Source organism: Thorsellia kenyensis, assembly GCF_042432445.1.
Lineage (GTDB): Bacteria > Pseudomonadota > Gammaproteobacteria > Enterobacterales > Thorselliaceae > Thorsellia > Thorsellia kenyensis.
Window position 1 is genome coordinate 185704 of the sequence record NZ_JBHLXE010000013.1, and the last position, 23515, is coordinate 209218.

Consider the following 23515-nt stretch of genomic DNA (forward strand, 5'->3'; position numbering starts at 1 on the left):
AATGCCTTATAACGTTGTTCCATTTTGACTATTCAACACAAGTAACTCATTGTTGGTCATCTAAGGAAAAACTCACAGTCATAAGGGCCCCTTGTTCAGAACCTTCTAAGGTTGTTGAAGTTAATGCATTTTCATTCGTATCTTGTAATTGCAGCCAAGCATACTTGACATAGGTCACTCCTCCTTGGTCAATAGTTTCTCTTCCAAAGCGTTCAGAGTTTTCTTCGCTATTGACGGGAATATCATAAACATTTAAACAACTTGCACTTAAGTTACTTTGATGATCGGGGTTATTCCATTTTCCTTGCAGGCAACTTTCATTTATTGGGTAATATAAATGCCAAGTAAATGGACTTTGATTGTATTCATCCAAAGTCAGAAGTCGTGTTTTTCCTTCTAAAGATTGGATATTTACTTCTGCTAAATAAGCCCTTGAGCTAAATAATTTAGGTTTATTTTCTAAGTTTTCGGCAATACTTAGGTGAGGATCAGACTTATTTGCTAATATATTTTTATCTGGATTATCTTCAGGATAAATTTTAACCGTAATTATTTGATTGTTTTGACTACAATTATTTGTATTACCTTCCTTAATTTCAGTGCCTAAAGACGTAATAAAGCTTCTTTTCTCTAATAGCTTTTGCGATAATCCAGGAAACGTAAATTCACCTCTGACCAGATCTTGCATAAACCATTGAGGAGAATACTCAAGTGACATATCACCAGAATCACTTCCTGGCTCTAAGAATTTTCCTTTAGATAAGTCATCTACGAAGACAGGATCGTCGTATTTCAGGGTAAATGGCATACTGCCAATCATAGTCCAAGGAGTTATTTGATAGACCACTTTCATACCAACGGTAGAAATTTTTACACCATCAACATTCAAGGTAGGTGGAATTTCTAATACAACTTTATTACTCGAAATAGAAATTTCAGGATGTTCAGTCGTGACCCAGATAATGTCATCGTAACCGCCATTTTTAGGTAAAAAGCCAAAAAGAATTTTGTCGCTTGTCTTATAATGAATATAAGTAAATGTTTTATCTTCTGAAAGGGCATTCATTTCCGTTTTTGATGCATCCCAATCCCCGTCAATATCAATAACTTGATAGTTTACCGAAACTCGAGAACAGGTCTCTAATTGTCCTTGTGAATTATCAACCATGGCTATCGTCCTTATTCCAGGAGATGTTCCTAAAAGCGGCTTAGAAGCAGTGGAAACTACTGAAGAAACCTCACCACTTAAATCAAATGCCCCTTGTTTTTCTAGAGCATTCACATCAGTATCTGGGAATAAATATCTATACTTAGGATCGACTTTCAGTTGTATATTATTAGGTTCATTGGAGTCAGATGCATAAAGCTGTGCACTGAACAAAATTGAACTTGTTGCCATAATAACCGCAATGTGCTTACTTAAAATATTTTTTTTATTTTCCTCTCTCATTATCTGTTTCATTTATTGAACCTCATTCCATAACAGTGCTTTTTTGTTGCCATCTTCCCCATAACCACTATATTCTAGTGGGGCTATAGCCTCAGTTGGTGGTTCACAGAGGAGCTTTTTCGATCCATTTAAATTAAATGCCGTCAGATCGAACTGCACAGCGAGCCTTAATCCTTGCTCATTAATAATTTTAGTTTTCCTCTCTGTTTTTTGATTATCTAGCGCTAATAATTCATTAAACGCAATTTCATTGAAAAAATAGTTATTGCTTTGAGTGTGGAATACAGATGCCCCCCTGCAACCTTCTAAAGCTCGGTAATACCGATTTTCATCATCTAAATGAACAATCGCTTTATTTTTTATTGCACTCACTTCACTTTGAGTCACAGGATCCCAATATAGCCAAACAATACTGTCGTAATATAAAGGAGTAATTTCCCTCATCATATCTGGTTGATTTAAAGGATCCTTACGACTAAAAATCTTAACTTCATATTGCTTATTGGGAAGGATGTTTTCCAATGCATTTTCAAAAGCAGCGCCATTAATCAGTCCGCTTTGTGAAATGACTTTTTCAGTCTGGTACTCTTTGAGCTCAATTAAGATATTTTGAGGATCGACACCTATTCTCATTAAAGGATTATCGCTATAAGTGAACGTTAATAGTTGCTGAGCATTAACCGCTTTGCCTAGTGTAGAAATAATCGCAAAATCTAAACTTTTCGTTCCACCTAAATCTCCGATGAATTGTTTATCTGCAATCACATAAATTTTTAATTGTGAAGGCGTATTGATATCGCGTATCGTATAAAATTTGACTTCATCTTGAATTTTGTCTATCGATTGAAACTCAATATCCCCAACATGTTTCCACAGTAGTTCGACACTATTGAGCTCGCTGATATCAACAGGTTCTCCTTTATCATTGATTGCGGTGAATAGCATTTCAATTTTATGACTATCTGAAATTTTATTAATAATCTCAATCTGATGGGGAATATTAAAGTCATAATCACTGAATTTGACTGCCTCAGCATTAAAACGCCCCTCTAGTATAGATTGAGATTCATTCATTTTACTTTTGACTAGATGAGCTTTAGAGATGGCCTGATGTCCCCTATCCGTGGTCACTTTTAAGCGTACAAACACGTCCTCATTCCCTATGTAGAAGTAAAGTCTAGAGCTATTTGACTCATTTAATTTTTTTTGTAATTCTGGTAAACGCTGCCCATCACGCTTAGTGATCAGCCATTCATAGTTTGAAATAGCTGCACGTGATGATATATTTGAATCTATCATCACCTCACTGCCAGCAACCGCAGAATCGGGGCCAGATATTGCGACTGAAAAATCTTCTTTTTTGTATTCAAAAACAATGTCATAATTTCTATCAACCATATCATAGCGACTGCCTTTTAAGCTTCTAGCAAGTCTAACATTGTCTGGATTTAGCTGTTCTTCAATTGGGGTGCCTAGTTGGACCTGTAAGCCTAAGTCAACTTTAGTTTCTTTTTGTCCCGCCTTACCGACTTTATGAGTTACAGTCGATTTAACCAAGGGGACTGGCATATAATCGACTCCAAGAGACAATCCATATGGATCTTTCTGTCTCTTATCGATTCCAAATAAAGCGACTTCATCCCCAAAGTATTGTTCATACATCAAAGAGCCTCCTAACTGAGGATAGTCAGGGAGGTAGCTTTTAGCTCTTAAATCAAAGCCTTTAGCTGGTCTTTCATCGAAAATTAGCGCCTCATGGTTTTTCATAATAGAGGATTCTTTCCAATTAGACAGAGGCATATAAGTATTAGCAGCGAATTTAAGTGAATCGGTCCAATATTCAGCACCTAAGCCTAAACGTGTATTAACGCCGGTAAAATCGTGATCAATAAACGTATTAACACCTGTTATATAGTCTGGGGTTTCGTATCGATAGCCGAGACCAAAGTTACCGATTGTTCTCGCATCTTTTCCTGAGTCCTGATCATGTACACCTATCTGGCTAAAAAGTAGATGTTCATTTTCATCGATTAGAGGAGAAAGTAATCTTAATTCGGGTTTGTTTAATTTACCTTTCTCATCTATGGAAAGGCTAATTTCTGCTTTTCCGAACTTTCCTAAAAATGCTTGAGCATTTTGGGTCAATTCCTGATTGACTTCGCTGGTTAATTTATTGATGCTTTGTTGTTTAATTTTTTCAGTCAGCTTTTTACCTGTGTAATTTCTCCAGTCCTCTTCTGCAGAAAACTTAGCAACATTAGCCAAATTTTCTTCCGTTTCACCGGAAATTAGATGAGATCCTGGCACGAATTCCAATAATTCGTTATGTGATTCTGGGGGGGTATTTGATGATGCCATTAATTCAGGTAATATCGTTGACGTTTCATCGGTCTGGCCAGTACTCCTTTTCATTTCTATAATGCTTTTAGCAATACTAGGCAAAACGACGACATCTCCCTCGTATAAAAGGCTGTTTGTATTTAATTTAGGATTTAATTTGATGAGTTCATTGACATCAATTTCTTCTGCAAGAGCTAATTGATAAACTGACATTTGCTCATTTATCACGTGTTGCTGATCAGATGTATTGATTTGCTCAGAAGCATTCGTTAAGTTTGCATATGCAATATGTGTAGTTGTAATAAATAGAATAAATAAAAGCTTATTTATTCTATTTTTTTTAAGGAATATTTTAGCCACTTTAAATCCCTAATCGTCCATGAAAAGATAAAAATTAAATATATACCTAACAGGTAATTATTTAACTATAATTAAAAATGAAAAGTTATTCCATTCAACTAATCATTTAATACTATTATAGTAAAAAACAAGTTAAATGAAAGTGTAAAACTAAATATTTACAATTATAATTATCTCATGCCACCCATTAAATAAATTAATTAACAAATAAATATATAAATTAATAAAAACTATATATCAGCAATAAATTCAACAATAGATAGCAAGTTGCATACACTTCAACATCTCTAAAACTTAAAATAAAATAAAATTATAAACAGTTACAAAGCTGAATTTTATATTAACAAAATACAATGGAATTAATTTTCAATTAAACATAACAATGAGCATTTTTTCGCTTAAAATAGATAAATGGCAAAAGTATTTAATAGCATTCCTGCAATTAGAAGTAATATATAAATCTAGAAATTATCGTATTAACATTCCACTTTGATGGAGTAAATACAGACAACTAATACTGAACTAACTTTTGTCAATCAATATAACTTTATACTTGAATTGAATTTATTTCCCATTTAAATAAATTCAATGTTTTAGGCAGGGAGGATCAACATGGGTGATCAAACTTATTATCCGGAATTAGATCATTATAATTGGCCATTAACAACTTTTTGACATAAACTCTAAACCGTTCAGATCATTAAACATCAATTAACACTAAAATGCACATTACCTATATCATAAATAATTTAAATTATTGAATAAGATAGATTAAATAACCAATTAAATCCAATCAATGATCAAGTTTTATGATTGCATAAAATTACAAAAATTCGTTCACTCCTCTACTAGATACTGACACACAAATATTTTTTAAAAGCTTAATAGGACTATGATTTAAGTTGTATATTAGCTTATTGTTAATATGTTTATTTTAGTGATATAAAAAAACCACTACTCGCTAAGATTCAAAAGTAGTGGTTCTTTAACATAAACTGAACATTTATTAGTAAAAATACTAAGGGAGTTACTTAGGATGTTACTCTCTTATTATAACTAATGATTTACCTCGGCCTCTCGCATCAGACACCGCATGTACTTGTCCATTACGCGATAATATGGCTTGAATGTCTCCCATATTCCAACCTTGATCTTCTAACTGATAACCCATAGCAGCTAAGCCCTTCGCTTGTTGGTCATCAATAGGCGCATAAGCATCATAAAAAATGGTATCTTTCGGTAATAACTGGTGATGAACACGCTGAGCATTGACCGCTTTATCAAGTGGCATTTCAAAAACAAACACATTACTAAGCACTTGAAAAACAGAAGTTATTATTCTTGAACCACCAGGGGTACCAACAACTAACGCAACTTCACCATTATCTACAACAATCGTTGGCGTCATCGAGGATAACATACGTTTTTGTGGAGCTATTGCATTTGCATCTCCTCCTACAACGCCATATATATTCATTACGCCAGGTTTAGCACTAAAATCATCCATCTCATTATTCAGAAGAAAACCAGCACCTTCAACGACAACGCCATTACCGAAATCATAATTTAGGGTATAAGTATTACTTACTGCATTCCCCTCAAAATCAAGTATGGAAAAGTGGGTAGTTTGATGATTTTCAAGACCTGGTTTGATCTCTTCAGTCTCTGATATTTTATCAAAATTCACTTCACCAGCTCTTTTTTGAATATAACTCTCATCTATAAGCTTTTCAACTGGCACTTGATAAAAATCAGGATCCCCTAAGTACTCAGCTCTGTCAGCATAGACCCTTTTTTCTAATTCAGCCATAAAATGAATATGTGGAACCGAATTTAACGAATAGTTTTTTATCTTATTAATGTGTTGCTCTTGCATCATTAGTAATTGGGCTAAAGCTATTCCACCAGAGCTTGGAGGTGGAGCAGTAAGAACCTCTTTTCCTCTCCATGTAAAGTTTATGGGGGTGCGCCATTTCACCTCATAAGCATCGAGATCTTCTTTAGTAATAATTCCACCATCCCTTTGCATTTGTTCTATTAATAGCTCAGCTGTATGCCCCCTATAGAATTCATCTGCACCATTTTTTGCAATTCTCTGTAACGTTTGGGCTAATTCTGGTTGTTTAAAAATAAGACCTGATTGCAAGCCACTGAAATGTTGTTCAAAATTGGTTTTACCTGCAAAAGATTCGCGCGCTGCATCCCCATATAAAGATAGTTGGTTTCCAACAACAAAACCATGCTCTGCATAAGCTATAGCAGGAGATACTAAATCTTCCCATGGTAATACGCCAAATTTTTGATGCGCTTCCCATAAACCTAGTACTGTGCCTGGTACTCCTGCTGCTTTAATACCGACAAGGCTCATATTTTCAATTACTTCACCAGAGTCATCTAAATACATATTTGCTGTTGCCGCGATTGGAGCGACTTCTCTATAGTCTAAAAAATAGGGTTCACCTTTAAAGTAAATCAGCATAAAACCGCCACCTCCAATATTGCCTGCTTCAGGGTAAGTGACAGCAAGAGTAAAAGCGGTTGCTACAGCGGCATCTACTGCATTTCCTCCCTTAAGTAAAACTTCTTGAGCTACTTTACTTGCATAAGCATCTGCCGAAGCTACTGCGGCTGGAGATTGAGCCATTGTAGGTAAGGCTACCGCAGTAGTAATACTGATTAGCATGCCAAATTTTGCCCATTTATAAAATTTTCTCATACATCCCTCATTGTGCTAATTTAATTTTTTACCATAAATCCCACCTCATTAAAACTTATGAGCTCTTAAACTTAAAAAGTTTAAGATAAAGCCTCAATCACAATATCCTAATGAAAAAAAGTATGGTGAAATACGGTTAGGAAGTAAAATACCTTGCCATTATGTATTGAGAAACCCTTTTTAAGAGCTTATCTAATCCAAAAACAAAGTACCTATTAAAATATAACAACAAAATGAGTATGAAAGGAGAATGCATTAGAGTCAATTCTTAACGTAATAGATAGAAAAGATTATCACTAATTTGTGATGAAAGTATACTTTTAGGAAGTAGAAATGCTAAAAAAAAGATAAAGAAATAAGTTAAATGTTATTCACACCATAAACATGGTGGTGGAGCTAGGCGGGATCGAACCGCCGACCTCTTGCATGCCATGCAAGCGCTCTCCCAGCTGAGCTATAACCCCAAAAATAAGAGTAACGAAGGAAAACATTTTTGGTGGAGCTAGGCGGGATCGAACCGCCGACCTCTTGCATGCCATGCAAGCGCTCTCCCAGCTGAGCTATAACCCCATCACCAAAAGTCTTACTATGATAGATAACCATGAGAAAAAAGTCAATTCTCTTTGAATCATGGTTATCTTTTAGCTGTAAATTTCAGCAAAAAACGGCACTTACGGAATAATTGTGAGTTGAATTCCTAATCCAAATCCTTGCTCAGAATAGTTAGGTCCAAGAATTTGAAGCTCTGCAGCAGCATCACTATTAACTTCTTGTGTTTTAAATGCGTACTTTTTAAAAGTTTCTCCACCAATAGTAACTGTACCTGCGTCATTATTAACTCGACTGTTCGGATCAGTCGCTTTATATGAAGCTTTAGGTTCACCCGAAGTCAAATCATAAACATACCAATTTAATGTTAATAACTCTCCAGGTGTAGGGTCACGATATGCTTCGGATAAATTGGTAAGGTTTTTCTTATCTCTAATACGAATCGTAGCATAGTAGTTATGATTAACTTTTAACTGTGAAGTTGCATCCAAAATTTTATTGGTTTCCTCATCGTAAATATTAACAATCCATTCATCACCCGGTACAACTCCGCCGCCGCCGTTAGGATTGTCGTTTTTAGGTGAACCACATAATTTTTCAATACATTTTTCGTCCATATCAGGTACCGCTGGTCCTGGATTGACGTGCTCAGGCTGTGAGAAAAATTTTCCTAAATCAAATACCTTAACTAATTTACCTGTGCTTGGTACTCCATTTTCAGTTTCTGGTAATATCCAAAAACCTATTCGATAACCAATTGCTGCTTCAGGGACAATAAGCACCTTACTATTTTTATTGTCGGCAGTATAATCAACAAACTGGGTATCAGTAATTTCTTTGACTTCCCTGATAGTTTCATCTGTCCAAAATTCAATAACTTCCCCTTCTTTATCGCTTTCATCTGCAAACTTATACCCAGGCTGCGCTTCTATAATAAACCAACGTAATTGGGTCAGCTTAGATGGCTCCATTGGTATATTTTGGATAATGGTGTTGCCGCTAGCAGCAAAGACATCAATATCTTTATCCCATATATCAAACAATGGACTCGGGGAAGTATCTTTATACTGGTATAAATGCGATGGCACTTGAATTTTAGCTCCAACCGCTATAGCTTTTGTTGCTTTCCCTTCACTTGTTATAACATTGCTGCTTTCAATAACCTCAGAGCCAATAGAACGAAAAAAGGGCATAAAACCAACGATTGGTTGCCCGACTTCTTTTTCAATCTTATTGAGTGCAAAGGTTTGTGTAGATGAAAAAGCAAACAAAAGAACTAAGCCAATTGAAATTATTTTAGTATATGGATTCATTGTTGGTAATGTCTCATTATGAAATAAATAGCTGTATACCTCTTTATTGGATCAGCGTTTTTTTGAAGTTCAACCTTCTTTATATTAAGTTGAATATTACCTCTTGAATAGGCTAGACGATTTTATATCGCTACAGAGTAATACTTACGCAAATAAGGGCATTTTTGAAATAACAAATGCCCTTACTATACATTATACTTCGATTAAAAATTTTAATTTAGGTATACTTTAATTAATCCTTTTTGTTAAAACCGCCCAAATAAGCTGATTTTAACTGTTTAATCTAAGAACCTAATATTATTATTGCAATTTAAAATTACTCCGCAACATCAGGTGTTGAAGGTGTTGAAGGAGTCAACTCGTAAAGTTCATCATCAGCAACTAAGATAGCTTTTAATGTTAAACCTTGCTCAGATCCTTCTTCACTGTCTTTAATTAATGCTTCATCATTACTAAGCTGCGTTTTAAAGGTTAATGTACCATTTAATAGACGTGTATTGATGTCAGTGTCAGTTGGGTTGAGTACTGTGAATGTTGCATCTTCTTTTAATTCTGCTAATTCAGTAGTATCACCAAATGCAGCATCTGATATACCAGTATTAACTACTAAAGTGTCACCTTCATATAACTGCCAAACAATATTGTTTTGCAATTCAGCTGATTCTGCAGGGGTTAAGTCTCTATATTGTGCTTTATCATTTACTAAATCAAGCGTTCCATCTGTCTTTTGCATGATCTTCTCAATTTTAACACTATATTCACTATTTACATAAGGGATTTTAGCTGTTGCATCATTCCTCATAACTTCCCCAGCCTTGTTGACTATCACAACACGATATTTAGCATATGGATTTTGTACGATACCACCGCCACCTATATTTGGATTATCTACTTTTGGCAGTTCATTATTTGGTATATTCGTAGGTGGTGTTTCTGGATCAGGTACTCCTGGCTGTTCAGGAACTTCAGGGTACTCTTGCCCTCCTAATAAAGAAACATCTAGTACATCAAGAGGAACACCAACATTTGGAATACCTCTTACTGTCACAGGAGTCACCCTAAAACCAATTTTTTTACCGGCATCTGTTGGTTGAACTTCATAAGGCACACCGAAATCAGAAGCTGTTACTTCTCTAGCCACAACGGTTCCTTGTTCTAAACTTGTGGCATTTTTGGGCATAGCGTACCATTCTACAAGCACATCCATTGATTTAGCACCAACTTTTGGTGTTAAAGAAGACTGTATCTGATATTTGCCGCCTTCATATGCTTCATCATTATCTAGATCTTTAAATTCAAATATACCAGCATCTTTTAAGGCATCTTTATATTGTTCACGTGTAGCTTGCAAAATACCAACCGGGACGTAAAGTGTATCCCCTACTTCAACTACAGTTTTCACATCGCTATTAGACTTTGCAGCATACGGAATTGTTTGGTTTTTTTTAGTAATCGCCGCACCAATCGATGGAATAATCGGCTGAAAACCATTGATTTGTTTTGTTTTTTCAGACTCAAATGGTTTAATAGCCGCGTAAGTCGTAGTTCCAAAAAGTGCAGAGCTCAGAGCTATAGCAACTAGTGTACGCTTTAAAAATTGATTTTTGTTTAGGTTTCTCATATTTTTCCTTTAATAATGGATAAGAGTGAATTACTTTGTTTTGCTGTTAATTAGTGGAATTTATTAATTTTTAAATTAAATACTGGCTAAAATTTCATTCTAATGAACTTTTTGGAACTTACTTACTATATATTACTAAATTAAACATATACTTTCAGTCATTTTTGGTAGTATTATGTAATCTAAATCATTCAATATGTAAATTAATGTTATTATTGATGACAGATTTAAGATTCATGCGCAAAACTTACCGATAAAATAGCCCCCTGCTCTGAACCTTCTTCACTTTTATTTTTTAATAGGTCATCTTGGTTTACTTTTTGTAAATCAATCCAAGCATAATCAAGTACATCAATACCATCCTCTTTAACAAACACAGCGCCAAATCGAGTCTGATCAAATTCTTCGGTTGCAATATTGAAAGCTTCTTTTGATAAACATCCCTCAATCTTCGCATTTTCATCAGAAACAGAACAATTACCCGAATCAGTCGTGTAATAGACATTCCAAGTAAACGGATTCTGAATATTTTCAAATTCTTTACGGGTTAATTTTCTTTTATTGCCATTTTTATCTTTGACTCTGATTTCTGCTTGATAACGATTTTTAACAAAAATAGTCGGTCTGCCACTCCAAGCACCAGGCTGAATCACATTGACTTTTTTAGGGTCGGCAGCTTCATAAATTTCAACTTCCACCGTTTTTTCTTGGACCAAACAGTCATTTGGGTCGCCTGACTTAATCACATTATTTAAAATAAAACTTCTATTCTCAATGACGTCTGGATTCGGTAGTCCTGGAAACGTTAAATAATGTTGATTATTTAACTTCGTTTGGGTATCGACTTCGATATCTTTAACATCATTAAGAATTTGATTAGAGGTAATATAGGTCGCGTTAGCGCCGCTCGCCTCTCCTGGCATTAAAAATTTACCTTGCGTCAAATCATCTACGACAACATAATCATAAGCAGCAGGATAAAAAGGATTACTGCCTATCATTGTATGAGGAATAAGTTGATAAATTATAGAAGATCCAATAGTCGAATACTCTGTTCCATCCACATTTATTGTTTCTGGAATTTTTAATTCTAATTTATCATTACTGATTAAACTTATGAACTCAGTGCCCACCAATGGAACTATAATTTCACCATAACCAGTTTGTAATTTAATACTCCACTCAATAGTATCACTTGTTTTATTGTGAATATAAGTCCCCCCTTCCCCATCAGGCACGTTATCATAAGTTTTATCAGAATCCCAATCACCATCAATATCAATAATTTGATAATTGATGGTGACGGTAGAGCATGCTCTAAGCTCACCAAGATCGTTATTCACCGTCGCAATTGTTCTGACACCTGGTGAGGTCCCTATCATACTTTTAGTTGCAACAGAAACAAATGTGGACGTTTCGTTAGATAAATCAAAGACACCTTGCTGATATTTATTTAATATATCTGCAGGCAGTTTATCTTGATAACGTTCTATTACTTTTAACTGAAAATTATCAGGTTCATCAGCAAAAACATAGTAAGAACTGCCTGCCCCCCATACCAGAGCGATTACTGCAAATACTTTATTTCGCTTCAAACGCATTTTTGCTAGCATGATGATTTAATCCTTTATTATTCTGCACTGCTCCAAGAGACAGCTTTGGGAATTACTTTATCTCCTGAGGTATTACTCACATAACCTGCATAGTCAGTTTCTGATTCATATTTTTGGTCAGGAATACACTCTTTAATTACCGGGTTAGCTTCATTAATCGCTGTAAAATCAAATTGCACGGCCAAACGCAACCCTTGCTCAGTAACGATTCTTTTTTCTTCAGCTTGGCTGTTGTTAATATCTAATATTTCACCCCACCCCAATTCATTAAATACATAATTATTTGTTTGAGTGAAGAAAATAGGCGACGAACGGCACTCTTCTAAAGCACGATATCTGCGTAATTCATTCCCTAGTTTTAATTCAGCTAAATTATTAATCGCCGTTACTTCAGTACTCGTATAAGGATCCCAATATAACCAGACCATACTTTTTACAAAATACTCTGTAACATCAACCCAATCTTTTACTCCATTGCCCGTGTCTTTAAATGTTTTAATCATTGCACGATACTTCGTGTTTGGTTTAATATCTCGAGTCGTAGTATTTATTGCAACTCCATTTCTAAGTCCACTTTCAGAGACGACATCCTCAAGCGTAGAGTAAGTATTGCCTCCATTAGGCAATGCAATAATCTGAATTTTCATATTTTGCAAATCGATGCCTAGCTCTTCCAATTTATCGTCCTTTCGGCTAAATTCGATAACTGCATTTGCACTAATTTCTGGATTTACTGTGGAAATCACAACAATTTCTACGGCACGAGTTCCGCTAGTTGGGATCAAACTAATATCTCCAATCGCAATAATTTTAAGTTTAGAATCATCATCACCAGGTTGAACGAAGAATTTAACTGGATCATTGTCTTCAATTTCCTTAAATTTTTCTTCGCCTCTTATTCTCCATTTAATTTCGGTGGAATTAATTTCACTGACATTAAATGGCTTACCTTCTGAGTCAATCGCTGTAAATATCGATACTGCTTTATTTTTCATATCTAAAGACTCTAATTCACTTACAGCATCTACAGACGATAGAAAATCCAACTCGCTAAAATCAATAACCTCTGCAAATGAGCTCGTTAACGTGGAGGTTGTGTTAGATGATTTGTATTTCACCACATGTACTTTAGATATCGCTGTAAAACCTCTTTCAGTTGTCACTTTTACAGTAATGTGTAAATCTTGGATTCCCATATCAAATGTGATATTGGGTGTATTTTGTTTTCCCAAAAATGCACTCATCCCTGTTGTGTTACTTAAATCATTTCCAAACTCATCTTTAACAAACCATTCATAGCTGATAATCGGGGAGCGAGAGCTCACTATAGCATTTACAGTCACCAACTCACCTTTACTCGCTTCATTAGTACCGTTTATTTCTAAACTAAAATCTTCTTTTTGATATTCAAAAACAATATCATAGTTTCTATCGACCATATCATAACGGCTACCTTTTAAACTTCTTGCTACAGCAACATTATCAGGATTAAGTTGCTCTTCTAGCGGTGTCCCTAATTGCAGATTTAAAGATAAGTCTAGTTTAGTATCATCTATACCTGATTTCCCCATTTTATGTGTGAGTTCAGTTTTGACTAAAGGGACAGGCATATAGTCAACACCGACACTCAAGCTATAAGGATCTTTTTGTCTATTTTCCATACCAAATAAATCAACATCGTCCCCAAAATATTGCTCAAATACTAAACTACCTCCTAACTGTGGATAGTTAGGTAAATACGCCTGTGCTCGCACATCAAATCCCTTAGCTGGCCTTTCATCATAGATGAGTTGCTCGTAACTTTTCATGACTTCAGACTCTTTCCAATTCGATAAAGGTGAGTAGGTATTGGCCGCTAATTTAAAGTTGTCTGTCCAATATTCAGCGCCTAAACCTAGACGTGTATTATTTCCAGTAAAATCATGATCGATAAAAGCATTTGCACCAGCTAACCAATCAGTTGATTCATAACGGTAACCTAATCCAAAATTACCAATTAAACGGGCATTATCTCCTGAACCTTGTTCATGTACTCCTGCTTGCGAAAAAATTAAAGATTCACTTTCATCGTAAAGAGGCGAAAGTAACTGCACATCATAACTGGATAATTTACCTTCTTTATCTAAAGATATATTCACCTGAGCTTTACCGAAACGACCTAAAAAATCAGACGCTTTGGTATTGATTTGTTGATTTACACCACCAACGATAGTATTAATTGCCTTATTTTCTGCTTGCTGTTTGATGTCATCAACGATTTGTTCGGTATTAAGATTTTCCCACTCTTGGTTTCCAACAAACACAGCAGCATTAGCAAGATTCTCTTCTCCTGTTCCAGTAACGAGTTGACTACCCGGAATTGATGACACCGCAATGGCGCCTACCTGCACGATTTCTTCATTTTCTGACGCTAAAGAGGCGTGACCCAGCGCTGGCAAAGCGGTGATTTCTTCTTTATTTGGTATAGTTGTCTTAGTAATTTTTTTAGGTAAATTTAATTTTTTACCTGCATTAATAACATCATTTGCTTTTACTGTTGGATTAAGCGCCACGATATCATTAATATCTAATTGATGAGTTAAGGCAAACTGATAGAGTGTTATATCTTTGTCTAATACAACAGTTTCTACTACTTGTAATTCATGCTGAGTAGAGTCGTTGGTCTCTGCATTTGCATTAGCTACCAGGGATAATGAAAGTAATAGAATCAGCTGTAAGATGACATTTTTTAAAATATCATTTTTCATTCTTATTTTTCCTCTGGCTATTATAATTATAAGAATAACTAACTACTTAATGTAATTAATCATTAAAAATCCAATTATTTTAATTATTCATTTAAGTATTTAAGTATTTAAGTATTTAAGTATTTAAGTATTTTTTTACTGCTTAATTATTAATTACATCTATATTTATTACCTTATTTTTTCTTTCGTTTATTAGACAAATTATAGCCGTTACGTAGCAAAAAAAAACATATAAGTAACTAATTTACAATAAATTAACCCCATGCATTCTAATTTTACTATCGCTTACAATATGAAGCATTCTTGTGTTATAACACCTAAAGATCAGACAAAACCTTACAAATAGCGATTTTCTTTTTTAGTGATATTTGGTTTAAGCCTCTATATGATTCTATTTTAGGTATGAATAAGTCTGATTTAGCATGAACTTTTTTAGATTGGCTATCTGGTATAAAATGTAAGTAAACAAAGTAAAGAACATTTAGTGTGTGCTGGAGTTTTGAATATATTGGTTTTAAATGCATAACATAAATAGTTGAGTTATTTAATTAGATTATTTGTTAAAGTATAAACCTCGCAAATCATGTCTAAATGTAAAACCTATTGAAAAAAAAGAAATAATGAAGCATTAATAAATAATGTGTCATGAAACTTTGTTATTTTTAAGAGGTTTTCTTTAAGATAGCAATTAAACTCTTCAGAAGTGCTTTTAACCTCATTCATATAACTGAATGATCCTCTCTTCTCATTTCACATGAGAACTTACGCAAAGCCATTAAGGCTTTTTTAGACAACAAGTATTGACATATCAAAAAACAACTGATATAAAGATTACAAGATTATGTAACTTTTTTTATTTTACTCAATTTGGATTACTATGACTAACTTCACTTTGCTCCTGAATCTTCTGCTACTCGTAACTAGTTTACGCGGTGATTCTATGGAGCAAAGATTTTTTATCTAATCCTATAGAGTAAAAAAAACCGCGCAAATGCGCGGTTTTTTTTTGGCTAAATCACTGTCGAATTGAATAACAGCGTTAATGTTTAAATACACAGACTTTAGGATATAACTATTTAACCACACAGATCACTAAAAGGATATATATTATGATAAGTAATCCAGCAACTAAATATCGTCAATTCCCTGTAATTGCTTTATCTGATAGGCAGTGGCCTAACAAAGTGATTGATAGAGCACCGCGCTTTTTAAGTTCAGATCTTCGTGATGGTAACCAAGCACTCATTGAACCCATGAGCATTGAAAAGAAATTGAGGATGTTCGATCTTTTGGTTGAATGCGGTTTTAAAGAGATTGAAATTGCTTTCCCTTCTGCATCAGAAACTGAATTTAAGTTCGTTAGAAGATTAATAGAAGAAAATCGCGTGCCTGATGATGTTGTTTTACAAGTGTTAACGCAAGCTAGAGAAGACTTAATAGTCAGAACATTTGAGTCTTTAAAGGGCTGTAAACAAGCGATTGTTCATGTTTATAACGCAACCTCCCCTGTATTTCGTCAAGTGGTATTTAATAAATCAAAAGAAGAAATTAAAGCATTGGCTGTCCACGGAGCTACGCTCATAAAAGAAGAAGCAAAAAAATACCCAGAAACAGACTGGTCATTTCAGTACTCTCCTGAAATATTTTCAGACACTGAACTAGATTTTGCCATAGAAGTATGTGAAGCGGTTTGTGATGTATGGCAACCTAGCCCACAGAAAAAAGTCATCTTAAACTTACCTGCGACTGTTGAAATGTCAACTCCGAATGTCTATGCAGATCAAATCGAGTACTTTTGCCGCCACATTTCAAGAAGAGAAAGTGTTGTCATCAGTATTCATGTCCATAACGACCGAGGATGTGCTGTTGCAGCGACTGAACTGGCTATTATGGCTGGCGGAGATAGGGTTGAAGGTTGTCTATTTGGGCATGGAGAACGAACCGGCAATGTGGATTTAATTACTATTGCTCTTAATTTGTATACCCAGGGTATCGATCCGACACTAGACTTTACTAAAATGAATAAAATTGTTCGTGAAGTTGAGCATTGCACTCAGTTGCCAGTTCATCCAAGACACCCTTACGCTGGTGAATTGGTATTCACCGCATTTTCTGGTTCCCATCAAGATGCCATTAAAAAGGGATTATCACAACGCAAAAAAGATATCGAATCCAATAATGGTGCATACTGGCAGGTACCCTATTTGCCTATCGATCCAATAGATTTAGACAGATCGTACGAAGCTGTCATTAGAGTAAATAGCCAATCAGGTAAAGGTGGCGTAGCCTACTTACTAGAACAAGACCATGGTATTGAAATGCCTAGACGTCTGCAAATAGAATTTAGCCGCATTGCACAAAAAGAGGCCGATACTACGGGCAAAGAGTTAACCTCTGGCGTATTATACAGCATTTTTGAAGCAGCCTATTTCAATGCGCCTAAACATGTTGAATTGCTTCAACATAAAATGTTAGGTGAAGATGATGAAGGTAATACAACCATTCATGCGATTTTTAAAACAAATAATCAAACGATTGAGGTAGAAACGACAGGTAATGGACCTATTGCTGCGTTTGTTAAAGCGATAAATCAATCTTTAAATTTAGATATTGATGTTGTTGACTATAATGAACATGCAAGAAGCCAAGGGGCACAAGCTAGTGCGGTTTCTTATATAGAAATGCAGGTAGGTAATCGAACATTATTTGGCGCAGGCACGCATGTAAATAGCTCTAAGTCTTCCTACTTAGCTATTATGAGTGCACTCAATAGAGCAATTGATAAAAACTGGATAAGCTTAAATCACTAGTCACTAAGTCACCAGTAAAATATATAAAAAAATCAATATTTTTCCTTTTTTGGACTTACCTACAACTGGATGTATTTTACTGGGTTGTATCTATTGCTTTATACTTAATGATTTTTATTTTAATGACTTTTAACCTAGCTTTTTATTTGATAATTTTTTAATATAGATTAATTATCCACGTATTTTTTTACTCAGAGGATTAAATGATGCAATTAATAGTTTCGGCTCTCTCCCCTTTTGCACGTAAATGTGTTATCACAGCACACCATGTGGGTATTATTGAGAAAATTTCATTAGAAAGCTCACTAGCTCACCCAATTGACAGAAATCAATCAATTGTTGAAAAAAACCCACTGGGGCAAATTCCGACCTTAACCTTGGATAATGGCCAAGTTTTACATGATAGTCGTGTTATCTGTGAGTATTTTAACCACCTAGGGCAAGCCAAACTATTTGGAGATGATTCTCACCCCTCTTTTAAGTGGGAAATATTAACTGATGCCTCGCTCGCTGATGGAATAACGGATGCAACGATATTAGTTCGCTATGAGCAAGCAGTTAGACCTCAACAATATCAGTGGAATGAGTGGGTTACAGGTCAACTAGAAAAAGTTCACAAAGGACTAAGTGCTTTTGATTCAAAAGCAAACTCATTAATGAAGCGTTTTGATATAGGCACCATCAGCTTGATTTGTGCATTAGATTACTTATCTATTAGACTCCCTGAGCTTGACTGGGTAAGCAAATACCCTAATCTGGCAAATTGGTATAATAAGCATAATGACGAACATGTCTCAATTGCTAAAACAAAACCTAACGCACCGTAGACAGGAACTTTTAATTGTTTTTTAGCGTTACTTGTATAGCAATATATTTAACTGAATTTAAAATTAAGGCTAATGCTTACGTCTTAGTTTTTGACTGTTCCAATTAATTAATAAATAAATGTAGAATTAAAATTATCGAGTTTAAAAAGCACTTAAAGCACCTTTAGAACTAACTATAGCAGTATTATAAAGCTTTAATGCCATAACGATTTAAAAAAATCAATACAAAACTCAAATTAGAACGACAATATTATAAAAGCAAAAGGATAAATGATGACACAACATAAAATTGCAGTATTAGCAGGAGATGGTATCGGCCCTGAAGTAATGGCGGAAGCGTTAAAGGTACTTGATGCGGTCAAATCACGCTTTAATTTAAATATCACTACGCAAGCGTATGACGTGGGCGGTATTGCCATTGACAACCACGGTTCTCCTTTGCCTCAATCAACTTTGGAGGGCTGCGAAGCTGCTGATGCAATTTTATTTGGTTCTGTCGGTGGTCCTAAATGGGAAAATCTGCCGCCAAATGAACAACCTGAACGTGGTGCGTTACTCCCGCTAAGAAAACACTTTAAATTATTTTGTAACCTGCGCCCTGCTCGACTTTATTCCGGCTTAGAGGCACATTGTCCGCTACGCCATGATATTGCCCTAAAAGGATTTGATATCCTTTGTGTTAGAGAACTTACCGGTGGTATCTATTTTGGTCAACCTAAAGGTCGTGATGGTAGTGGTCAAGATGAACGTGCTTTTGATACAGAGGTGTATCACCGTTTTGAAATAGAACGTATTGCCCATATTGCGTTTCAATCGGCAAAAAAACGCCAAAGCCGCGTGATATCTGTTGATAAAGCAAATGTGCTGCAAAGCTCTATATTATGGCGTGAAGTGGTTTCACAAATCGCTAAGCAGTATCCTGAGGTTGAGTTAAGTCATATGTATGTGGACAATGCAGCGATGCAATTAGTTAAAGCACCAAGTCAATTCGATGTCATGCTGTGCTCAAATCTTTTTGGTGATATCCTATCTGATGAGTGCGCCATGATAACGGGTTCTATGGGGCTACTTCCCTCGGCGAGTTTAAATGAAAGCCACTTCGGGTTATATGAACCTGCAGGTGGAAGTGCGCCAGATATCGCTGGGCAAAACATAGCAAATCCTGTAGCACAAATACTTTCATTGGCACTATTACTTCGCTATAGCCTTCACCTAGACGACGCTGCGAATGCTATAGAAAAAGCAGTCAATCGCACTTTAGAGGCGGGACATTTTACACGTGATTTAGCTGGTTCAGGTTTATCACTGAGCACAAGTGAAATGGGTGATAAAATTGTTGAAATGATTACAGCACACCACTAAAACTGAAAATTACAATATTAAAGATAACTCTAGCAATGACGAAGTTTTAAGTCTAATTAAATTCAAGATAAAGAAAGAGTTAAGCTCTTCTAATTGCAAATTAAATAAAAAAAACTACGCATAGCACCTAGCGTATAGAGAGGAAAAAATGGCAAAAACCTTATATCAAAAATTGTTTGATGCGCATGTTGTGCACGAAACACCAAATGAAACACCTATTTTGTATATTGATAGACATCTTGTGCATGAAGTCACATCCCCACAAGCTTTTGATGGCCTAAGAGCCATGAATAGAAAAGTTCGTCAACCATCAAAAACCTTTGCCACGATGGATCATAATGTTTCAACGCAAACAAAAGATATCAATGCAAGTGGTGACATGGCAAGAATACAGATGCAGGAGCTTATGAAAAACTGTCAAGAGTTTGGAATAAGTCTTTATGACATCAACCACCCTTTTCAAGGAATTGTGCACGTAATGGGTCCAGAACAAGGATTAACTTTGCCTGGTATGACAATTGTATGCGGTGACTCACACACTGCCACTCATGGTGCGTTTGGTGCTTTAGCCTTTGGTATTGGTACATCTGAAGTAGAACATGTGCTTGCCACTCAAACACTTAAGCAATCACGCACTAAGAGCATGAAAATTGAAGTAAAAGGAAACGTCGGCAAAGGCATTACGGCAAAAGATATCGTCCTTGCGATTATTGGTAAAACGGGCAGTGCTGGCGGTACAGGATACGTGGTTGAGTTTTGTGGTGAAGCAATTGAAGCACTTTCTATGGAAGGCCGTATGACCGTTTGCAACATGGCTATTGAAATGGGAGCTAAAGCAGGATTGATTGCACCGGATGACACGACATTCAATTACCTTAAGGGTCGTCAATACGCTCCTAAAGGCGAGTTATGGGATGAAGCAGTTAGTTATTGGCGCACATTAAAATCCGATGAAGGTGCTGTATTTGATAAGGTAGTAACACTTGACGCTAAAGACATTGCGCCACAGGTGACATGGGGTACCAATCCTGGTCAAGTTATCGCCATCAATCAAACGATTCCTTTGCCTGAATCCTTTTCCGATCCTGTCGAAAAAGCCTCAGCTGAAAAAGCGCTTAATTATATGGACTTAAAAGCAGGCATCAATTTAACCGATGTTAAAATTGATAAAGTATTTATCGGTTCTTGCACTAACTCAAGAATTGAAGACTTAAGAGCAGCAGCTGAAGTAGCCAAAGGCCGTAAAGTGGCAAGTCATGTTCAAGCCTTAGTAGTTCCAGGTTCTGGTCCAGTTAAAGCACAAGCTGAAGAAGAAGGTTTAGATAAAATTTTCATTGAAGCAGGATTTGAATGGCGTTTACCAGGATGCTCTATGTGTTTAGCTATGAATAATGACAGATTAAATCCTGGCGAACGCTGCGCTTCAACAAGCAACCGTAACTTTGAAGGGCGTCAAGGACGTGGTGGAAGAACACATTTAGTCAGTCCAGCAATGGCTGCAGCTGCTGCAGTATCTGGTCATTTTGTAGATGTCAGAACACTTTAATGTAAAATACCTATTAACAATTATACCGATAATATAGATTCGAGCCAATTGTCCAAACATGGCATTAAGCTTCATTCTTTAATGGTTTAATGCTAAACAATTAAAAGTCTTGAAATGAGTAACAGCTATAAAGCTACAAGGACTTTTTCATTACGCTATGACTCGAAATAAGATATAAGGAAAATCACATGACAAAATTCACAACACACACAGGTCTCGTAGCCCCTTTGGACGCTTCAAATGTAGATACTGATGCAATTATACCGAAGCAATTTTTGCAAAAAGTCACACGCACAGGATTTGGAAAACATCTTTTTCATGACTGGCGTTTTTTAGATGATGCGGGCACCCAGCCTAATCCAGAATTTGTTCTTAATTACCCAGAGTACAAGGGAGCCACAATCCTATTAGCTAGAGAAAACTTTGGTTGTGGTTCTTCAAGGGAGCACGCACCTTGGGCGCTTTCAGATTATGGTTTTAAAGTAATTATTGCACCAAGTTTTGCAGATATTTTTTATGGCAACTGCTTTAATAGTCAAATTTTGCCCGTAGTATTAACTGAAGATGAGATCAACGAACTTTTTACTTATGTTCAAAATAATAAAGGTGCAAACATCACCGTAGATTTAGAAAACCAGACAGTTACAGCAAACAATAAAAATTATAACTTTACTATCGATAACTTTAGAAAACATTGTATGATAAATGGACTAGACAGCATAGGGCTAACACTTCAGCATAAAACATCTATAGAAAAGTACGAAAATAATATACAGCGGTTTTATATAGTAGTATGATTTCCCTGTAGTCATTTTTAACTTATACTACTCAAAAACAGGAGACTATATTCTGACTATAATCCGCCCTATAAATAAGTAAGGTAAAGAGGCTTGATATTTCCAGTCAGACTGGAAAAATGAAAATGGTTTGCTCAGTCTTGTATGAATTAAGGACTACTAGATAAAAATTCAGTGGAGGCTAATGATTGTAGTACTGGTCAACTAATTTAGGACACTTTCTTAGAGGTTCCCCAAAATAATTGCTCTGATCTGTTTGGTGTCAGGCCACCGTTATAACTATGGGGTCTGAGACCACTGTAATACTTTACGATATAATTCACTATATCTTGATGAGCTGCCGTTAAATTATCATAGCCAAGCTTTGGTACCCATTCAGTTTTAAGGCTCCTAAAGAAACGCTCCATAGGGCTATTATCCCAACAGTTTCCTCGCCTTGATAGACTCTGCTTGATTTGATATTTCCAGAGCAACTGACGAAATTGCTTGTTTGTATTCTAGCTCGTTGTATTTCCAAGTTGGCAACACTGCTAAGGTTTCTCGCAACCATTTCTCTGGATCGATGCCATTTGCTCTTGCAGTGGCAAGTAGGTTCATGATATTTGTCATCAGCTGCGAAGCTGCAAATGAACCTGCTAATAGCCAATTTTTTCTACCTAAAGCAATAGGTCTGATGTTTATTTCGATATGATTATTATCGATAGGGACATTGCCATCGTTTAGGTAGACTTCTAAAGATTTCCAGCGATTAATGGCATGATTTAATGCTCTGGCAAAGAGTGTATTCGGTAATGTCTTGGATAAGGTCTTTATTAACCATTTTCTTAACTTTTTAAGAATCGGTTTAGCAAATTTCTTACGCACATGTTTCCTTTGTTCTGGTGTCACATGCTTCAGTTTATTCTCAATCTGATAGAGTTTAGGACTTTCATTGATAAAATATTGGGCTAATGGATACGGTGCGACTTTAACTATCTCTGCAAACTTACGGCGGACATGGGTAAAGCAACCTGCTTCAATAATCGATTCATATTTATCAAACAGGGCTTTATAGCCAGAGTAATCGTCCACGACAAGTTTACCCTTGAAGGTTTTTAATATATTTTGGGCGTGTTTACCCTCCCTATCAATTAGGATAGTTGTTAATAATTTTATAGTACACTATCATTAAATAATAGGAGATTTAAAAATATGGCTAACCCAAAATTTTCAGATGAATTTAAAATGAATGCAATTAAATTAGCTAATAACAGAGGAGACCGGTCCCTGAAAGATGTAGCCAAAGAACTCAATATCTGTCTTTCCGCACTATATTTTATAATTATTTCTCAGGTTAAAAATGGTCATTTTTTAACCTCCTTATATATTGACTCGTAGGGTTCTCCTAGCAGTCTAATGATATGTCTATGTTCTTCATCAATACCCTTGATATACACAGTTGTTTTGTCCACTATCAAACATTTA

General features: G+C 35.6%; 14 protein-coding genes, 2 tRNA genes and 1 pseudogene. 6 read left to right on the forward strand and 11 right to left on the reverse strand.

What is annotated here, in order from left to right; translation table 11 throughout:
• Nucleotides 1-46: 46 nt before the first annotated feature.
• The 9 genes from ACFFIT_RS01255 to ACFFIT_RS01295 form a co-directional block, all read right to left on the reverse strand.
• The gene (locus ACFFIT_RS01255; RefSeq protein WP_385875634.1) at nucleotides 47-1462 is read right to left on the reverse strand and encodes a hypothetical protein; all 1416 of its coding nucleotides are present in this window, start codon (nucleotides 1460-1462) and stop codon (nucleotides 47-49) included.
• On the reverse strand, nucleotides 1463-4150 hold the full coding sequence (locus ACFFIT_RS01260) for an inverse autotransporter beta domain-containing protein (protein ID WP_385875636.1): 2688 nt from the start codon (nucleotides 4148-4150) through the stop codon (nucleotides 1463-1465).
• Between the two features lie 1039 nt (nucleotides 4151-5189).
• Complete coding sequence (ggt, locus tag ACFFIT_RS01265) at nucleotides 5190-6866, reverse strand: gamma-glutamyltransferase (RefSeq protein ID WP_385875638.1); 1677 nt, start codon at nucleotides 6864-6866, stop codon at nucleotides 5190-5192.
• A 388-nt stretch (nucleotides 6867-7254) separates the two neighbouring features.
• Nucleotides 7255-7330, reverse strand: a tRNA-Ala gene (locus ACFFIT_RS01270).
• A 30-nt stretch (nucleotides 7331-7360) separates the two neighbouring features.
• Nucleotides 7361-7436 (reverse strand) — tRNA-Ala (locus ACFFIT_RS01275).
• Between the two features lie 101 nt (nucleotides 7437-7537).
• Complete coding sequence (locus ACFFIT_RS01280) at nucleotides 7538-8728, reverse strand: hypothetical protein (protein ID WP_385875640.1); 1191 nt, start codon at nucleotides 8726-8728, stop codon at nucleotides 7538-7540.
• Between the two features lie 316 nt (nucleotides 8729-9044).
• Nucleotides 9045-10349 (reverse strand): hypothetical protein, encoded by a 1305-nt coding sequence (locus ACFFIT_RS01285; protein ID WP_385875642.1) that lies wholly within the window; start codon nucleotides 10347-10349, stop codon nucleotides 9045-9047.
• Between the two features lie 227 nt (nucleotides 10350-10576).
• A complete protein-coding gene (locus tag ACFFIT_RS01290; protein ID WP_385875644.1) occupies nucleotides 10577-11962 on the reverse strand; it encodes a hypothetical protein in 1386 nt (461 codons plus the stop codon).
• A 17-nt stretch (nucleotides 11963-11979) separates the two neighbouring features.
• Nucleotides 11980-14709 carry an inverse autotransporter beta domain-containing protein gene (locus ACFFIT_RS01295; RefSeq protein WP_385875646.1) on the reverse strand — a complete coding sequence of 910 codons (2730 nt, stop codon included), beginning with the start codon at nucleotides 14707-14709 and terminating at the stop codon, nucleotides 11980-11982.
• Nucleotides 14710-15818: 1109 nt separating this feature from the next.
• Between ACFFIT_RS01295 and leuA the strand changes: the two genes are divergently transcribed.
• From leuA to leuD, 5 genes are all read left to right on the forward strand, one after another.
• Nucleotides 15819-17519, forward strand: a complete 1701-nt coding sequence (gene leuA, locus ACFFIT_RS01300) for a 2-isopropylmalate synthase (RefSeq protein ID WP_385875648.1) — start codon at nucleotides 15819-15821, stop codon at nucleotides 17517-17519.
• A gap of 203 nt (nucleotides 17520-17722) precedes the next feature.
• Nucleotides 17723-18346 (forward strand): glutathione S-transferase family protein, encoded by a 624-nt coding sequence (locus ACFFIT_RS01305; protein ID WP_385875650.1) that lies wholly within the window; start codon nucleotides 17723-17725, stop codon nucleotides 18344-18346.
• Between the two features lie 270 nt (nucleotides 18347-18616).
• Nucleotides 18617-19708, forward strand: coding sequence for a 3-isopropylmalate dehydrogenase (gene leuB / locus ACFFIT_RS01310; RefSeq protein ID WP_385875651.1), 1092 nt, complete (start codon nucleotides 18617-18619; stop codon nucleotides 19706-19708).
• Nucleotides 19709-19856: 148 nt separating this feature from the next.
• Nucleotides 19857-21254 (forward strand): 3-isopropylmalate dehydratase large subunit, encoded by a 1398-nt coding sequence (leuC, locus tag ACFFIT_RS01315; protein ID WP_385875653.1) that lies wholly within the window; start codon nucleotides 19857-19859, stop codon nucleotides 21252-21254.
• 188 nt (nucleotides 21255-21442) lie between these two features.
• A complete protein-coding gene (gene leuD / locus ACFFIT_RS01320; RefSeq protein ID WP_385875655.1) occupies nucleotides 21443-22051 on the forward strand; it encodes a 3-isopropylmalate dehydratase small subunit in 609 nt (202 codons plus the stop codon).
• A 209-nt stretch (nucleotides 22052-22260) separates the two neighbouring features.
• Here leuD and ACFFIT_RS01325 read toward each other — a convergent pair.
• Nucleotides 22261-22545, reverse strand: a pseudogene (locus ACFFIT_RS01325) (integrase core domain-containing protein); the annotation flags it as partial.
• Nucleotides 22466-23206, reverse strand: coding sequence for an IS66 family transposase (gene tnpC / locus ACFFIT_RS01330; protein ID WP_385875678.1), 741 nt, complete (start codon nucleotides 23204-23206; stop codon nucleotides 22466-22468). The pseudogene ACFFIT_RS01325 and the gene tnpC, both read right to left, overlap by 80 nt.
• Before the next feature lie 36 nt (nucleotides 23207-23242).
• On the opposite strand from tnpC, the gene ACFFIT_RS01335 reads away from it, so the two are divergent.
• On the forward strand, nucleotides 23243-23428 hold the full coding sequence (locus ACFFIT_RS01335; RefSeq protein ID WP_385875656.1) for a transposase: 186 nt from the start codon (nucleotides 23243-23245) through the stop codon (nucleotides 23426-23428).
• Nucleotides 23429-23515 lie beyond the last annotated feature (87 nt).

Bases quoted from the DNA above. Each gene is read 5' to 3' on its own strand.
- leuD (WP_385875655.1), top strand. From the start codon at position 21,443: ATGACAAAATTCACAACACACACAGGTCTCGTAGCCCCTTTGGACGCT.
- ACFFIT_RS01255 (WP_385875634.1), bottom strand. From the start codon at position 1,462: ATGAAACAGATAATGAGAGAGGAAAATAAAAAAAATATTTTAAGTAAG.
- leuA (WP_385875648.1), top strand. From the start codon at position 15,819: ATGATAAGTAATCCAGCAACTAAATATCGTCAATTCCCTGTAATTGCT.
- ACFFIT_RS01295 (WP_385875646.1), bottom strand. From the start codon at position 14,709: ATGAAAAATGATATTTTAAAAAATGTCATCTTACAGCTGATTCTATTA.
- leuC (WP_385875653.1), top strand. From the start codon at position 19,857: ATGGCAAAAACCTTATATCAAAAATTGTTTGATGCGCATGTTGTGCAC.
- ACFFIT_RS01285 (WP_385875642.1), bottom strand. From the start codon at position 10,349: ATGAGAAACCTAAACAAAAATCAATTTTTAAAGCGTACACTAGTTGCT.
- ACFFIT_RS01290 (WP_385875644.1), bottom strand. From the start codon at position 11,962: ATGCTAGCAAAAATGCGTTTGAAGCGAAATAAAGTATTTGCAGTAATC.
- ggt (WP_385875638.1), bottom strand. From the start codon at position 6,866: ATGAGAAAATTTTATAAATGGGCAAAATTTGGCATGCTAATCAGTATT.
- ACFFIT_RS01335 (WP_385875656.1), top strand. From the start codon at position 23,243: ATGGCTAACCCAAAATTTTCAGATGAATTTAAAATGAATGCAATTAAA.
- ACFFIT_RS01280 (WP_385875640.1), bottom strand. From the start codon at position 8,728: ATGAATCCATATACTAAAATAATTTCAATTGGCTTAGTTCTTTTGTTT.
- leuB (WP_385875651.1), top strand. From the start codon at position 18,617: ATGATGACACAACATAAAATTGCAGTATTAGCAGGAGATGGTATCGGC.
- ACFFIT_RS01305 (WP_385875650.1), top strand. From the start codon at position 17,723: ATGATGCAATTAATAGTTTCGGCTCTCTCCCCTTTTGCACGTAAATGT.